At 61.6% G+C, this 15,324-nt stretch carries 15 protein-coding genes; 6 read left to right on the top strand and 9 right to left on the bottom strand.

Annotation, left to right across the window (positions count from 1 at the left end):
* Positions 1–6: 6 nt before the first annotated feature.
* The 9 genes from ACQY4S_RS20945 to ACQY4S_RS20905 form a co-directional block, all read right to left on the bottom strand.
* Positions 7–1,485 (bottom strand): YcaO-like family protein, encoded by a 1,479-nt coding sequence (locus tag ACQY4S_RS20945; RefSeq protein ID WP_428487137.1) that lies wholly within the window; start codon positions 1,483–1,485, stop codon positions 7–9.
* A complete protein-coding gene (locus ACQY4S_RS20940) occupies positions 1,482–2,111 on the bottom strand; it encodes an MBL fold metallo-hydrolase (protein ID WP_428487136.1) in 630 nt (209 codons plus the stop codon). Before ACQY4S_RS20940 ends, ACQY4S_RS20945 begins: the two co-directional genes overlap by 4 nt.
* Positions 2,112–2,317: 206 nt before the next feature.
* Entirely contained in the window at positions 2,318–3,361 is a 1,044-nt protein-coding gene (locus ACQY4S_RS20935) for a Gfo/Idh/MocA family protein (RefSeq protein WP_428487135.1), read from the bottom strand.
* Between the two features lie 2 nt (positions 3,362–3,363).
* Positions 3,364–4,482, bottom strand: a complete 1,119-nt coding sequence (locus ACQY4S_RS20930) for a class I SAM-dependent methyltransferase (RefSeq protein ID WP_428487134.1) — start codon at positions 4,480–4,482, stop codon at positions 3,364–3,366.
* Entirely contained in the window at positions 4,479–5,387 is a 909-nt protein-coding gene (locus ACQY4S_RS20925) for a hypothetical protein (protein WP_428487133.1), read from the bottom strand. Before ACQY4S_RS20925 ends, ACQY4S_RS20930 begins: the two co-directional genes overlap by 4 nt.
* An 11-nt stretch (positions 5,388–5,398) precedes the next feature.
* Positions 5,399–6,565 carry an inositol-3-phosphate synthase gene (locus tag ACQY4S_RS20920; RefSeq protein WP_428487131.1) on the bottom strand — a complete coding sequence of 389 codons (1,167 nt, stop codon included), beginning with the start codon at positions 6,563–6,565 and terminating at the stop codon, positions 5,399–5,401.
* Between the two features lie 533 nt (positions 6,566–7,098).
* Positions 7,099–8,034, bottom strand: coding sequence for a phosphotransferase (locus tag ACQY4S_RS20915; RefSeq protein ID WP_428487130.1), 936 nt, complete (start codon positions 8,032–8,034; stop codon positions 7,099–7,101).
* A gap of 14 nt (positions 8,035–8,048) precedes the next feature.
* Entirely contained in the window at positions 8,049–8,843 is a 795-nt protein-coding gene (locus ACQY4S_RS20910; RefSeq protein ID WP_428487129.1) for a phosphotransferase family protein, read from the bottom strand.
* Positions 8,844–8,962: 119 nt separating this feature from the next.
* Entirely contained in the window at positions 8,963–10,213 is a 1,251-nt protein-coding gene (locus tag ACQY4S_RS20905) for a Zn-dependent hydrolase (RefSeq protein ID WP_428487128.1), read from the bottom strand.
* 163 nt (positions 10,214–10,376) lie between these two features.
* On the opposite strand from ACQY4S_RS20905, the gene ACQY4S_RS20900 reads away from it, so the two are divergent.
* The 6 genes from ACQY4S_RS20900 to ACQY4S_RS20875 all read left to right on the top strand — a co-directional run bounded on the left by ACQY4S_RS20900 (position 10,377) and on the right by ACQY4S_RS20875 (position 15,316).
* The gene (locus tag ACQY4S_RS20900; RefSeq protein WP_428487127.1) at positions 10,377–10,655 is read left to right on the top strand and encodes a hypothetical protein; all 279 of its coding nucleotides are present in this window, start codon (positions 10,377–10,379) and stop codon (positions 10,653–10,655) included.
* Between the two features lie 82 nt (positions 10,656–10,737).
* Complete coding sequence (locus ACQY4S_RS20895; RefSeq protein ID WP_428487126.1) at positions 10,738–11,982, top strand: ABC transporter substrate-binding protein; 1,245 nt, start codon at positions 10,738–10,740, stop codon at positions 11,980–11,982.
* Positions 11,983–11,998: 16 nt separating this feature from the next.
* Positions 11,999–12,865, top strand: coding sequence for a branched-chain amino acid ABC transporter permease (locus ACQY4S_RS20890; protein WP_428487125.1), 867 nt, complete (start codon positions 11,999–12,001; stop codon positions 12,863–12,865).
* Entirely contained in the window at positions 12,862–13,896 is a 1,035-nt protein-coding gene (locus ACQY4S_RS20885; RefSeq protein WP_428487123.1) for an ABC transporter permease subunit, read from the top strand. The genes ACQY4S_RS20890 and ACQY4S_RS20885 overlap by 4 nt, the downstream gene beginning before the upstream one ends.
* Positions 13,893–14,615, top strand: a complete 723-nt coding sequence (locus tag ACQY4S_RS20880; protein ID WP_428487122.1) for an ATP-binding cassette domain-containing protein — start codon at positions 13,893–13,895, stop codon at positions 14,613–14,615. Before ACQY4S_RS20885 ends, ACQY4S_RS20880 begins: the two co-directional genes overlap by 4 nt.
* Complete coding sequence (locus ACQY4S_RS20875; protein WP_428487121.1) at positions 14,612–15,316, top strand: ABC transporter ATP-binding protein; 705 nt, start codon at positions 14,612–14,614, stop codon at positions 15,314–15,316. Before ACQY4S_RS20880 ends, ACQY4S_RS20875 begins: the two co-directional genes overlap by 4 nt.
* Positions 15,317–15,324: the final 8 nt, after the last annotated feature.

Genomic DNA, 15,324 nt, shown 5'->3' with positions numbered 1-15,324 from the left:
TTGGCATCAGGCGGCCCTCCGCTGACGGAGAAGCTGCGCGGAAAACGGTCCACTTTCACGATATAATGGATATAGCTGACCGACGAGCTGGTCGGCCAGATGGGCATCGAACCAGGCCGGACCGCCGGCCTTGTCCTCATCCTGTGGCCGCAGGCGGACACGCAGCGCGCCTTCCCGCGGCGCATCCAGCAGCAGCTTGTCGTCCCGCGCCCGCAACCGTCGCACATTGCGCCAACCAATACGGCGGTAGCTCATCGTTTCACTTTCAAGCCCTGGCACGATGGTCTTCACGACCTTGACCGGGCTGTCGGGCGGGGAGCAGTCGATGATGATAGGTTCCAGACCCTCTACGGCGAGCCGAGCAATTAGCAGGTTTAAGCGGGTTGCGGAGTCGGCAATCGCCGCGGGTGAAACGGTCGGCAGATCCGACAGACGCACCCGTCGCCTTTCAGCGAAAACGCTTTTCGAAAGCCGGTGGTGCAGCTCAGCGGCATCCTGCCCAATCCATTCCGCCATCGCTTCCAATGCGCGGTTTTCTTCCTCCTCCAGCAGGGCAACGCTGATCTGCCGGTCGGTGTAGTCGCGTGGAAGCACCGCCCGCACGACATCGATCGGTCCATGGGTGGATGCCTTGCGCGACCGAGATCCGCAGAACTCCAGCAACGCCTTGCGCAGGCCTCGAATGCGGTCCGGATGCGCTGCCTCTCCACAAGAGGTAACCTGGATCGGTACGGTCGGTGTGCCACAATCGTTTGCGACCACGTAAAGATTTGCAATGCTGAAGTCATCGCCGGCAAGCTTCACGGTGACATCGATATCAAGCCCACGTAGATGATCAAGCAACGACCGAACGTCGGTTTCCTCCAGCCTGTCGAGATCCACGACCACCCCTTGGTCGAGAGCGCGATAGCTGACGACGTTGCCGTCCCGCTGCAACAACTCCATCAGGCCATGTGCAACAGCATGCGGAAGATCGAGCCCCGCGCCGAGACCATTGGTTATCGGCGTGATCAGCCGCGCCGGCTCACCAAGCTGATAGGGATAGGCCGCCACCCATTCCCGCGGCACGGCCACCGGTTCGCCAGAGGGCCAGCGCTGCGCTTCAACCCAGGATAACGGCATCTCTGGCGTATAGGGACTGCCTGCCGGCAAACAGAGGGTCAGTGGATCGACAACTTGGCTCGCACCACGCGTGCGTGCCAGTTCGGCGAAGGATGCAACGAAGTACGGCGCTTGCTTGACCCACAGACCAACATGCACCTCCTCGCAAAGTTCCCCAAGCGCACCGACCTCGGCTTCGATCGACTCAAAACCGTAACCATAGCCGATTGTTGCAGGCTCGTTTGGCAAGATCAGGTTCGCCTGAACGACCGGTATGCCGATGCGGTCCAGTTGATCAATACGAAAGACGGACACGTAGCCGCTAGAGGGCAACGACTCGCGAAACGCCTTCGCGACGATCTGCAACGTGTCATGGCTGCTCATCGCAAGATGTTCCTTTGCAGTTCCTCGAAGGGAAGATGGCGCACACCGGGCGGCCCACGTAGCTGATCGTCCAGTACCGCCAGCGCGATATCCCGCGTGACGCCTGGTGCATGTTCGAATGGTGTGCAGACCGTATCGAAATCGAGCGCGGCTATCACCGCGCGGTAGCGGCGGATTTCCTCCGACGTCAGCGGAATCGACTTGTGAAAGGCCTTATGAGTTGAGACAGCCAGGTTCTGGCCGGCACTGTCCTGGTCAATCTTGAAAGCATCGCCACAGAAAAGGATGCGCCGGCCAGCATCATGCAGCACTGCCTGGCCTTCATAGTGGCCGCCGACATGGTGCAACGTCAGTCCAGCACCAAGCGCGAGTGCGTCATCATAGGGCCAAGTGACGCGGAACGCCTTGGTAAGACGGAGATCCTCTTTCTGGATGGCCAGAATCTCCGGTTGAAAGATATCCTGCAACTGCCATAACGCGCCGTAGCCGTGCACATGCGAAGCCGCGAGGATGCGAATGCCGCCGAGACGATCGATCTCCGCCAGCATCTCGTCGGTGTAGAACGGCGCTGCTTCAAACGCGATATTGCCTTCCGGGCGAAGCAATAGCCAGCCGGTGCCGTTCAAGCCGAAAGGCGGGATGACGGAAAAAGCCGCCATGTCGTGATCCAGCCGCCGCACATGGCCTTGCAACATTGGCCTGACGTCATCGACCGAAAGAAAACGCCAGCCGTCCTCCGGCAGGTCATTTCGCGTATCGGTGCAGACCGGACAATCCGGCGGCGGCGCAAAGTAACGTTGCCAATGACCGCAGTTCGTGCAGGCATAAGGCTTTAGCGGCATTCCAGAGCCTCCGTGACGGCATAGGCACGCGCAAGCAGCCGCATGGTGTTCAAGTCGCGTTCCAGCGAGAACGCGTCGGGATCGCCCTCACCCTTCAACCAGCTGGTGAAAGCCGCGATCTGCCGCGAAAACGGCGATTCCATCGCGTTCGGCACGGGAAGCGGGCGGCGCAATCCCAGACGCCCATCAACCAGCCATACCTGACCACCTGGAGTCTGGCCCATGGTACGCTCTGCAACGATCTGTGCCTTGGTGCCGACTACCTCCAGCCGCCGGCGCGGCAGGGCTTCCTGGCAGTTGTAGGCGACGTGCAACTGAACGAGCACGCCGGAGGCCGTGCGGCCGATCACCATGGCACCATCGTCGACCGCATAAGGCTGGACGCGATGCTGGATCAGAGCCGCAATCTCATTCACGCCTTCGCCAAGCAGGAACTCGATCAGATCGAGGCCGTGCGGAGCAAGATCCATCAATGCGCCACCACCGGCGCGCGCGGGATCCGCTCGCCAATTGTCGGTGGCCCAATCCGCACCCAACCAGCAGGCGTAGACAATGCGAATGGCCGTGACCATGCCGACCACGTCTTGCGCGATCGCCGAACGAATAGCGGCATGAGCCGGATGGTGCCGCTGATCGAAAGCGGTACCATAGGGAACGCCGGCTTGCATGACGACAGCCGCCATTGCCTCGGCTTCCGCCAAGGTCGCTGCCATCGGTTTTTCGCACAGGACGGGCTTTCCCGCATTCACGGCTGCCTCTACCGCAGCGCGGTGCAGGTGATTGGGCGTTGCGACATAGACCGCCTGCACAGCTGGGTCGGCCAGCAGCGCCGCATGATCGGCGTAGGCTCGCGCACCAAGCGAGACAGCCTCTCGCCGCGAACTGCAAACCGGATCAGCGGCGCTGACAAAGCGTCCGCCCGTGGCGAGCAATCCCGGCACGACGTAGTCGCGTGCAACCCAACCGAAGCCGATGACGCCCCAATTTATCGGGTCCACCAACCGCGAGCCTGTGGTGAAGACTGTATCAAGCATGATCACCAGCGCTCCGGTAGATCAACCAGTTCGCGGCGGCGCGCGGCCTCCATGGTGGCTGCATTCAGAACCGCTTGTTCCGGTGCCCGACTTGCAGCCGGATAGGTAACCAGTGCGCCATATTCTTGACGATAACGTTCAGATGGCCATTCAAGCCGGCCGTCGGCCCCATAAAGCGGGTTGCGCCTTAGTGTTGTTCCCACGGGTGGCACGGCCAGCAAGTCGGTAATCGGCAGTGGCCGTTGCAGGGCCGGTCCGGCAACCGCGCCAAAGGCTTCCGCTCGGCGCAGCGCCTCGGTCCGTGCCAGACACGGTGCGCGACTTTCAGCGAACGCGCCAGTCAATTCCGCGTCGTCATAAAGTAGCGCATCCGGCAGCAGCGAGGCAATTTCGATAGCGGACATCGCGGCACCGGCCGAGAAGTTGTGCGATTCGGAATTATGAACGTGGCTGATCGCCAGCAGCCCGGATACTGGATCCAGAAGCGCACGCAGACCTGCAACGATTTCTGGCTTTGGCTGCAGGAAGTAAAAAGCATCATGACAGGCAACTAGGTCAAAGGGTCCCGTCAGCGGCAAGCGCTGCGCGGCATCCAGACAGAGCAGACGCGCTTGTGGCACCACCCAGTGACGGGCGACCCAAAGCTTGCCGAACACCACGTCGGTGCCGGTCACGGTGACACCGCGCCGTTGCAGCGCGCGAAGGTGGTGACCAATGCCGCAGGCGATTTCCAAGGCATGACGCGGCGCGGCCCAATGGGCTTCTACAAGCGCAAGCCCGGCCAGGAAGGTCGGATCCGACCAGCGGTGGGCGAAGTAATCCGAGACCGGTCCCCAGGCGAGCAGCCGCATCGCGTCCCGAAGTGTAAGCCGGTCGCGCATCCTGACAAGTTCACGCAGGGCCTGCGGGTCGGCAATCGGGCCTCGCCACCAATCGTCCTGATCAGCGAGCAGGACGACCAGCGCCCCATCTGTGTCCCCGGCATCAAGCCGAACCAACGCGTCGGCTGCAAGAGCTTCACGGCCACGACGCAGATACGGGATGCGATCCAGCACCGGATAGCGGCGGCCGGTTTCATCCTGAACGGAATGGGGTGTGTCCGGAACAAGCGTCAAGGTCATGCGGCCAAACCCATGCGAGCCAGCACCGCGTCCTGGTAAGGCTTGACAGGCCCCGCGTGGACCAACTCCATCTCACGCAGCACAAAGTCCATCGTGGTATTCGAGGCGCGCAGATGGTGCTCCAACTGCAGCACACGATCGAGCGTGTCAGCCGCATGGAAAGCACAGCCTTCAGGCGACTCGGCATCAGGCAAGATGCGGCACGCCGCTTCGACGCGCGTTCGCACGGCGGCGGGCAATTCCCGCAGTGCAAGTCGCGTAGCATTCGCCGTGGCGGATTGTAGCCAGTCGCCCAACAGTACCTCACCGGCATAACCGGCATCCGGCAGTAACGCGTTATGAAGATGATGTGCCAAGCCGGCTAGAAACACATCCTCCGGCCGAGCATTCCAGACGGGTGCGAGCAATACGCCATAAATTGCCACAACGGCGCAGTGTTCAGCATGGTTTTCGGGCGGTTCCAATATTAATCGGCCACGGCCGGGGCAGGTTGCCCCGGCCCGTGGCTGCGCCGCGAGACGCATAACAAAAGGCGGCGGTGCTCCCGCCGTGTCCTGCGCCACGGCACTATCGAGCAATCTGATGCGTAATGTATCGTCAAGCGGTTCCGCGGCGAGATTCAAGGCGCGGCGGCGGATGCGCGTAATCTCCCGGCCGGGGATGCCAGCCTTGCCGAGCGTCTGAGCATCAAGATCACCAAGACGAACAGCGATCAACGAATCCGAAACGATGCTGAATACTAATGTCAGGGCATCTTCCCCAGCTACTAGCCGCGACCATCCCTCAGCAAATAGGCGTTCCGCAATCGATCCATTTCGGCTGGCCGAGTGAACCCGCTTGAGATCGCCCAGTGCCCGGAGCAGCGGTAGTATAGCCAGCGGGATGCGGTCAGCCTGCCCCTGCAAGGAGATGGCGTTCACTGTGCCGTGTCACCAACGAGCCAATCCGTCAACATACGTTCCTGAACGTGAAAACTATGCTCCGGCGCATGGCCGTTTGCCGTCATCGGAGCTTTGAAGAACACCGACAATTGCTCCTGCGGCCCACTTTCGCCACGCTGTCGTGCGAGATCGAGCACCCGTGCGATCTCCAGAACCAAAGGCGCCGCCAAGATGCTGTCCTTGCACAGAAAGTTCACCTTGATCTGCATGCGATGGCCGAGGAAACCGCTGATGTCGATGTTGTCCCAGGCTTCCTTATCGTCGCCACGGGGCCGATAGTAGCGGATGTCGACAATGTGGTCTTGCACCGGGTAACCAAGAATCGAGTCGAGAACGTTGCCTTTTGTCCCAAGTTTCGACTTCAGGCTATCCGGATCTTCCAGCGCCTGCCCATCGCGATTGCCGAGGATATTGGTGGAAAACCAGCCATCTACATGCAGTGACCTCGCCCGCAGCATGGGGGCGAGCGCGGTCTTCATCAAGGTTTGCCCTGTCTTGCCGTCCTTGCCGGCGATGGGAACACCCGAGCGGCGCGCCAACTCAATCAGGGCCGGCACATCGGCGCCAACCGATGGGGTGAAATTACCATAGGGAATACCAGCCTTGATGGCCGCGGCGGCATAGAGCATGGCCGGTCCGACATCCGGGTGATCCTCATCCAAAGCGCGCTCGAACGCATCGGCTGTCTGCAGCGCAGGACTGTTGGCCGGCGTGCGCTCCGTCGAGGCCAGGTTGATCATGACAAGATCGTCCAGGCCCTTGGTTTTCTTGAAGTTTCGCAGATCGGACAGCATCGCGGCAATTGCTGCGCGATGGCCCCCGACTTCACGCGTATTGGCGCCCTCGATCCGGCGGCAAAAGGCGGCATTTCCTATCGCTGGCCATGGATGGATTGTCGAAAGCGCCGGCATGACAGCTGCAACTTGTTTGTCATTGAGCACATTGTGCTCCGACGCGGCGTTCGCGAGACTTTGGCCGTTAAGGTCCCACCCGCCGAACACCAGATCCTCATAATTGGCAAGGCCCGGTACGGAAACGTTGGAAAGCGGCAAACCATGCATCCGGTTTGCGCCGGAGCGAAGGATTTCCACACCGGCAACAGCAGTCGTCGCCACTGCACCGCCCAAGCCGACGATGGCCACGCCAAGGCTTCGGCGTCTATCAGGTAACGGCATTTTCTCCCTTTCGTCCCTTGTCGCTAGTGCAGAATGATGGCGAGTCACCAAAGCGCCAGATGCGACCCAAGTCACGTATCCGGGAGTTCTTGTTACGCAAGCAGCCTTAGAAAGATCAGTTGCAGTCTGATTGTGACAGACTCGCATCACTTGGCCTCACTGCCTCAACATCAGCCGAATTGAGGGCAATGTGAACGAACGTCGGAGTGGTGCTTGTGCGGCTGCTTTAATCAATGGCCGGACGGCAACATCGGTCCGGCGGCGGAACGCCCGTTGCCTAAATTTTCATAAATTGGCAACGACATGATGCCGCTTGAAACTTCTTTTGCTCAGGCCATGCGGCATCGGCAGCCGCGTGGCTAGCCTGACCAACGCCGATCGTCATCAAGCCGTCAGCATTGATCAATTTCGGAGAATCGCAAACCCCGCGCTTGGCTAAAGGACGGTCTGATCATGAGCGCGGAGCAACGCTGGCACGGGCAGCGGCAACCGATGAATGTTCAAACAAGCCGCAGCCAATCCGGCCATCGTGGATCCGCGATCACGTTGCGTGCACGCATATATTTCCACACGCCGTATTTCCGATAGTCGAAATCCACTGCTGAGATCCGCTCCTGCACCATTGACCATGTCGCCCATTTGATATCCGCCAGCGCCTTGTAAATAGTTGTGCGTGCCAGTGTGGCAGCATTGCAGCTACCCATGTAATATTCGACCAGCGCCATCTCCTGCTCCGGCGAGAAGAACATTTCGCCGAACCAGACGCCAAGATCGTAGGCGCGATCGTTGTTCGCGGCAAATTCGTAGTCAATCATCATAACGGATTTGTCCTGCGCGACCAGGAAGTTGCCGGGCATGGGATCATTAAAGCAGGGCACCAGATCAAGCCCGGATGCTGTCACTGCCGCCTGCGCGAGCGCCACCTGCCGGAGCAGCCACGTCACATCGGGTGGTCGCCAGCCATTCAATGCGTCCACCTGCATAACATGTTCGGCGATCATATCAAATATGGTCTTGGTCAGCGACAGCGCCGGTGCGGCGTGAAACTTGCGGTAGTTGTCGACCACCGAGCGGGCGATCTCCATGTCATGGAAGTCGGCAAGGCCGCAAGTGCGGCGGTCCGTGATGAACGTTGCGATTTCAATACCGTCGGCTGCCAACCAATCATGTACCTCTGGTCCAATTTCAAGCAGATACGCCTTTTGACTGGCATCCAGGGCAACCGCGCGATCAATAAACATCTCCGTGCCGCGACCCGGTATCTTGACAAAAAAGCTGTCTTGATCGGCATCAACTCGCCAGTTGCTGTTGGTAATGCCGCCGCCGACGGGACCATATCGTAGGTCGCTGCCCTGCCACCGTGCGACGCGACGCACCGCTTGTTCCAACGCCTGTTCGGCCTCCGTCGTCGCATCGCCCAGACGCATGCCGGTCATCAGCAGATCCCTTCTCAGAGGTGGCGCAACCGGTCCGCATGCTCTGGCCGGCGCAGCGCCATCCGGCAGCGCAGCAGCCGCCAGCAGCCATACTTGAAGAACTCCAGATCCCGCCGCGCCGAGATCGCATGTCTGGACAAGCCCCATAGACCCCAAAGAAGGTCGTCCGCGATGCCATGAAGCCGGCAGCGGTTGAAGTCATGCGGCCTATCGTGGCCGAAAGCCATTTCGATGCCTGCGTGCCAGTCGGTCTCCAGGCTGCAGGCCTCGTTCAGCAGCACGCCCAGATCGTAGTGGGGATCGGTCATGCCGGCGCAGTCAAAATCCACCAGTCTGACGCCACCGTTCGGGTTGACCATGATGTTGGATGCGGTCCCGTCGGCATGCCCCGGCACGCTGTCTTGGCCTGCCGCCCGCAAGGCAAGCCGGATATCCGTTACCGCGCGCAGCAGCGCCGGCAGGTCCTCGGGCACGTCGTGAACCTGCCGCGCGAGAACATCGATCTGCTCAAAGACATCCCATTGGCGGGGCAGCGTCGGACCATTGTGCAATGTTCGTTTTGCCGCCAACACGGCGGCCAGCAAGGCGGCGTTGGCAAGGTCACCCAGACGCGCTTCGCGCCAGGGTGACGGCAGCAACTCGAGGCCCATGGCGCCGGTGTCGGGAAACGCAAAACGCACCGCTGGGCCGACGCCCCTTGCCGCCGCGGCCCGTGCACCCGCGGCTGCGTCAGTAACCGTAATGAAGCCAGCGGTTTCCGTGCCGCGCAGCTTGATGAACCAGGCATCATCATCGTTTGTCGCGCACACGCAACTCCAGTCAGATGCTCGGCACATGGGCGAAACGACTGCCGTTACATATGTAGCAGTGCGGATTGCGTCCGCCACGCCGGCTTGGCGAAGCGCGGCTTCGGCGCGGTGCAAGATTGTCACTCCGGAACCCCATAGCGACATAAGCACCAGAGCACACGCGTCAGCATCTCCGTGCCCAGAACGATGTCATCGTCCGCTGTGAACTCGGCGGCACTGTGACAGACGCCGCCAAGGCTGGGCACCACCAGCATGGCAGCCGGGCAGATGCTGGACAGGCTGATCGCGTCATGACCTGGCACTGTCGCGAGCCGGCGGGCCGGTACGCCGACCGATCGAGCCGCCTCCTCGCAAATCGCGATCACCCCCTGGTGGAACCGCCCAGCGGGACGATGCGCGACCGCGCGCCAATCAAGTGTCACACAGGCTTTCGCCGCCGCCGCCGTGGCGCGCTGCCGCAGTTGCGCTTCGGCCCAGGCAAGCACGTCGGGTTCCACTGAACGCAACTCCACGAAAAGCACGGCTTCGGCGGGCACGACGTTGGGCGAGTTCGGGCTGACATCGATGCGACCGGTCGAGGTGTGCAGCACCCCCGGCGCCTGCTCGGACATCTCGCGCAGCGACGCGATCAGGTATGCCGCACCCAGCAGGGCATCGCGTCTTTCAGCCATCGGCGTCGGCCCGGTATGGGCCTGTTCGCCAATGAAGGCGAGCCGATGCTTCACCGCGCCCCAGTACCGAGTAAAGACGCCGAGACGGTCGCCCGCCTTCTCCAGCAACGGCCCGCATTCGATATGCAGCTCGACGTAGGCAGCCGGATGGGGCAGCGTTGCCTGACCTGAATAGCCGATAGCCCGCAACGCCTCGCCAAGCGCCATACCGTCGCGGTCGATACGTTCCAGCGCCTCGGCTTGTGCCATGCCGCCAACGAAGACCGAGCTGCCGAGCAGGCTTGGCTGGAAGCGCGCGCCTTCCTCACTGGTCCAGTTTGTCACTGCGAGATTGCAACGAGCCGACAGTTTGCCCGCGGCAGCGGCATCGCGTAGCACCGAAGCTGCCTCGCATGCCGCGACCACTCCGAGCGCCCCATCGAAACGTCCACCCTGCGGCTGGCTGTCAAGATGCGAGCCTGCCATGACAACCGGCGCATTGGGTCCGGCAAGTTCCAGCATACCCGCCATGTTGCCGATCGGGTCAATCAAGGTTCGCATCCCCAGCGCCGTGAACCAACCGGTTAGCCGGTCTCGCGCCGCCGCATCTTCGGCTGAGGCCGCAAGCCGGTGTACGCCGCCTGCTTCCGTGGCGCCAAGACGCGCTATCTCGTTAAACATTCCCAGGAAGCGAACCGGGCGGATCGTCGGGGCGGTCATGCGGAACCTTTATACTGGTTTGGCGAATGAGCTGACAGTGGCCGTCGGCGAACCATTGTCGTGTACATCGTCCAGAGCAAGCATGCACAACCCGGCTTCAGGACCACCATTGGCTACGGCAGGACAGATTACAGACCTTTGACAATGTCATGCACGATCGGCAATGCCTGGTCAAGACACCGAAGCATATCTTCAACAACAACATGACTTAATCGGCAAATTGGTGAAGATGATACTGTTGCAACCGCTTGTCCAAAGTCGTTTGATCAACGGTGATTTGGCTTTGTGCAACGGCGAAGGTGGCTGGCGCATTCTTAAGCATGTCATGTCACAAGCGCGCCGGCTGGCGCTAAAGCAGTTTCCGATCAACGGCTGCGGGTGGATGGCCGGGACGAGGGCCAGCCACGACGAAGCGGTGCGAGGTGATCAAAAGCCGCGCTAGCAGGGCCGCAACCTGGGGTTTGGCATTGCTCTTGCAGGCCCTACCGATATGCCAGGGCAGCCTTGATCAATGGAGCCAACATATGACGCGTGAAGTACTCGGTCGCCGCAGCGCGATCAAGCTGGGCACATTGATGTCTGCCGGCGCACTCGCCATGCCGTTCGCCTCTCGCAACGGTCTAGCGGCGGCGCCGATCAAGCTTGGCAGCCTGCTCGACGGCTCGGGCGCGATCGGCCTTGAAGGTTCGCGCATGATCCAGACAACGGAATATGCGGTGGGCGTGCTGAATGCCGCAGGCGGCTTGCTTGGCCGGCAGATCCAGTTGATCAACTACGACACGCAGTCGAGCATGCAGCTTTACTCGCAATTCGCCCAGCAGCTCATTTTGAAGGACAGGGTCGACGTGATCCAGGGCGGCATCACGTCCGCCTCTCGCGAAGCCATCCGCCCGACGCTGGATCGTTACAAGACGCTGTACTTTTACAATACCCAGTATGAAGGCGGCGTGTGCGATCGCGACGTGTTCTGCACCGGCACGACACCGGCGCAGACGGTGAGCCATGTCGTCAACTATGCGCTGAAGACCTGGGGCAAGAAGGCGTACATCATCGCGGCCGATTACAACTATGGCCAGATTACCGCGAAGTGGATGACGAAGTTTGCCCGTGACGGCGGCGGCAGCGTCGCACAGACCGACTTCTTTCCATTGGATGTCACCAATTTTTCTTCGGCGATCAGCCGGATCCAACAGGCTTCACCGGATTTTCTGCTGTCCGCACTGGTTGGCGCGAACCATTCCGGCTTCTATCGGCAATGGGATGCCGCCGGCATGAAGAGCAAGATCCCGATGGGATCGACCGTGTTCGGCCTTGGGGACGAGCTGACAACGATGGATGTCTCCACCACCAACGGCGTCGTCACCTGCTTCGGCTGGTACAACGATATCAATACGCCAGAAAGCAATGCGTTCGTGAAGGGCATGCAGACAAAGTTCGGCGCCGGCGTTACCGATCTAGGTGAACTCGACTCAGCCACCTATGAAGGCATCATGCTGTGGGCGGAAGGCGTGAAGAAGGCCGGCTCGGTCGAACAACAGAAGGTCATCGCGGCGCTGGAAACCGGCATTACCATCCAGGGACCGTCCGGCAAGGTGACCATGGACCCGAAGACCCACCACACGATCCGCAACGCCTACCTGGCGCAGCCGAAGGATCGCAGATGGGACATCATGGCGACCTACCCTGACCAGTATCCCGCTGACACCGGCGGCGCCTGCGACCTGATCAAGAAGCCAACGACGAACAAGCAGTTCGTGCCAAGCATCTGAACGTCGCGTCGGCATCATGGATCTCGCCGCGCTTCTCGCCTTCAATGTCATCACCGGCATCGCCACCCTTGTGCTGATCACTCTGGGGCTCGGCGTGATCTACGGGATGATGCGAATCATCAATCTGGCCCATGGCGAGTTCATGATGCTGGGGGCCTACACAGCCGTTACCGCCGATCAGGCCGGCGTGAATATCTGGCTGTCGATGCTGGTGCTGCCTCCATTGGTGGTGGGCATCGTCGGGCTGGTGCTGGAGCGGACGTTGATCCGGTTCCTCTATGGCCGCATCATCGACACGATGCTGGCCACCTGGGGCGTCAGCCTTGGATTGATCGGGCTCATGACAACAATCTTCGGCAACGTCGTACGTGGCGTCTCCACCCCGGTCGGCGGCTTCGCCATCGGGCGCTATGGCGCTAGCCTGTACAGCCTGGTCATCGTTGCCACGGCGATCGCCGGACTGGTCGGGATGCTGGCGCTGCTGCGCGGCACGAAATTCGGGTTGATCCTGCGCGCCACCATGCAGAACCCAAACATGGCCGCGGCGCTGGGTGTCTCTCCGCCGACGATCTATATGGCGGCCTTCGCGCTTGGCTCCGCGCTGGCTGGTCTCGCCGGCGGCGTGCTGGCGCCGGTTTCCGGCATCTCGCCCGGCATGGGCGCCGCCTACATCGCCAGGGCGTTCATTACCGTGCTGGGCGGCGGTCCGGCGATCATTACCGGAACCGGCCTGGCTTCGACGCTATTTGGACTGATCAACGAACTTGTTTCGTTCCAGACTACGCCGATCATCGGAAACGTTGCGCTGCTGGCCGCCGCAATCTTCATGATCCGCATTCTTCCACAAGGTATAACCGGCCGCTTCCTGCGGAGAAGTTTGTGAAGATCGATTCGCGCTGGGTCGGCTTCACCGCCATGGTTGGGACCGGCCTAATCCTGATGTTTGGTTTGCCGCAGGTGTTCGACCTGTTTGGCATCGTGCAGATGACCGTGTTTGCCGCAATGGCGATGTTCGCGCTCAGTCAGGGTTTCCTGTGGGGCTACGGCGGGATCATGTCGTTCGGACAGGCCGCCTTCCTCGGCATTGGCGGCTACGCCTATGCCATTGCGGCCCTGAATTTTGGGGAAAGCACCGGGGCCGTCGTCATCGCAATCGTGGCGCCCATGCTGTTCGCCGCATTGCTTGGCTATTTCATGTTCTACGGCCGGATCAGCGACGCCTATATCGGCGTCATCACGTTGACCGTCTCGGTCATCCTGTTCGAGCTGATCAATTCCACCTCCGGCAGCGCTTATCGTATCGGCAGCGCCGAACTGGGCGGCTTCAACGGCATTCCCGCCGTGCCACCGCTGAACTTTCCCGGCGATCCGTCCAGCCCGCTCGACCCGCAGCAGACCTGGTACGCCTGCATGGGATCGCTGATCGGTGTTTACATCCTGTTGCGCGCCATTCTGGCCAGCCGGTTCGGCCGGGTGGTGGTCGCGATCCGGGAAAACGAGACGCGGGCGATGCTGCTGGGCTACGACCCGCGGCTCTACAAATTGCTGACCTTCATGATCGCCGCCGGTATCGCTGGCCTTGCCGGCTGCCTGTTCACCGTCTGGGGTGCCTTCATCAGCCCCACCGTGTTCAGCCTGACGATGTCGGCACAGGTGATCATCTATGTGCTGGTGGGTGGCCTCGGCACCTTGTTGGGCCCGATCCTGGGCGCGGTCGGCATCCAGTATCTGATCATCCTCGCCGGCTCGCAGAGCATGGTCGACTCCAACCTAGGTCTTGGCGTGGTACTGGTCGCTTTCGTGCTGCTGGTGCCGCAAGGCGTGGTGCCGGTGATCCGCGACAAGCTGCTGCCGCTCCGCAAACCCCGGTCGCGAAAGCACCCGGCGACCGAGGCGGTGGAGGCACGACGATGAACAGTGCCCCGCTGCTGCAGGCGCGCGGCGTCACCATGCGGTTTGGCGGGGTGACAGCCGTGCAGTCGGTCGATTTCATCCTGGGCGAAGTCGAGCTGCGTTGCCTCATCGGCCCTAACGGCGCCGGCAAGAGCACGTTCTTCAAGATGCTTACCGGGCAGCTCCGTCCCACCGAAGGCACCATCCGCTTCCGCGGTCGGGATGTCACCGGCGCCAGCCCGCACAAGATCTCTCGGCTGGGGGTCGGCATCAAGACGCAGGTGCCGAACGTCTTCAACGGATTATCGGTGCATGAGAACGTCTTCATCGGTGCCGCGCGTCGCCGCTCGATAGGCCGAGCGCGGCGGATCACCGCCGACACGCTGGCGCGTCTGCAACTGGAGGCGATTGCCGACCGCATGGTCGGCCAGTTGGCCCACGGTCAGCGGCAGTGGGTGGAAATCGCGACCGTGCTGGCGCAGGAGCCGGATCTGATCCTGCTCGATGAACCCGCTGCCGGGATGAACCATACCGAGGTGCAGCGTACCGCCGAACTGATCCGCGAGATCAACCGCACACAGGCCCTGGTCGTCGTCGAACACGACATGCAGTTCATCCGCATGATCGCCCGCACCGTCACCGTGTTCAACCAGGGGCGTGTGCTGATGGAGGACGATGTCGGGCAGGTGCTGGCCGATCAGCGTGTGCGGGACATCTACCTGGGCAAGCAGGCGGCATGACCATGCTGGCGGTATCCCGGCTGCGCTCCGGCTATGGCCGCATTCCAATCCTTGCGGGCGTCACGCTCGCCGTGAGCGAAGGCGAATTCGTCGGCATTCTCGGTCATAACGGCATGGGCAAGACCACGCTGCTGCGCACCTTGATGGGTTATCTGCCGGCAACCAACGGCAACGTGCAGTTCGACGGCCGCGACATCACCCGCCTTTCGCCGACCGCACGGGCGCGCCTGGGTATCGGCTACGTGCCGCAGGGGCGCGAGATCTTCGCCACGCTGAGCGTTGCCGAAAACCTGCGCATGGGCTGCCTGAGGGGGCATGACCCCGGCCAGACGGTTGCGGCGATCCTGCGGGATTTTCCGCGCCTGACGCCGCTGCTGGACCGGATCGGCGGCACTCTGTCCGGCGGTGAACAGCAGTTGCTGGCCCTGGCGCGCTGCCTGTGCGGCGAACCTCGGCTGATCCTGCTGGACGAGCCGACCGAGGGCATCCAGCCATCGATCATCGAGGAGATGATCGAAACCTTGCTGGCCGTGCGCCGCCGCCGCGCCATCACCCTGGTGCTGGTGGAGCAGAACCTGAATTTCATCTCGTCGCTGGCAGAGCGGATCCTGATCTTGCAGAAGGGCGAGGTCACGCGGGAGATACCGCCAGAGATCGCACGCGACCGCTCGATGATCGACGAATTCGTGGGAATGGCTTGAGCAATGCA

Origin of the sequence: Rhodopila sp. (assembly GCF_965276935.1) — a bacterium.
In the GTDB taxonomy this organism is placed as follows: Bacteria; Pseudomonadota; Alphaproteobacteria; order Acetobacterales; family Acetobacteraceae; genus Rhodopila.
This window is presented reverse-complemented; position numbering and strand designations above follow the sequence as displayed.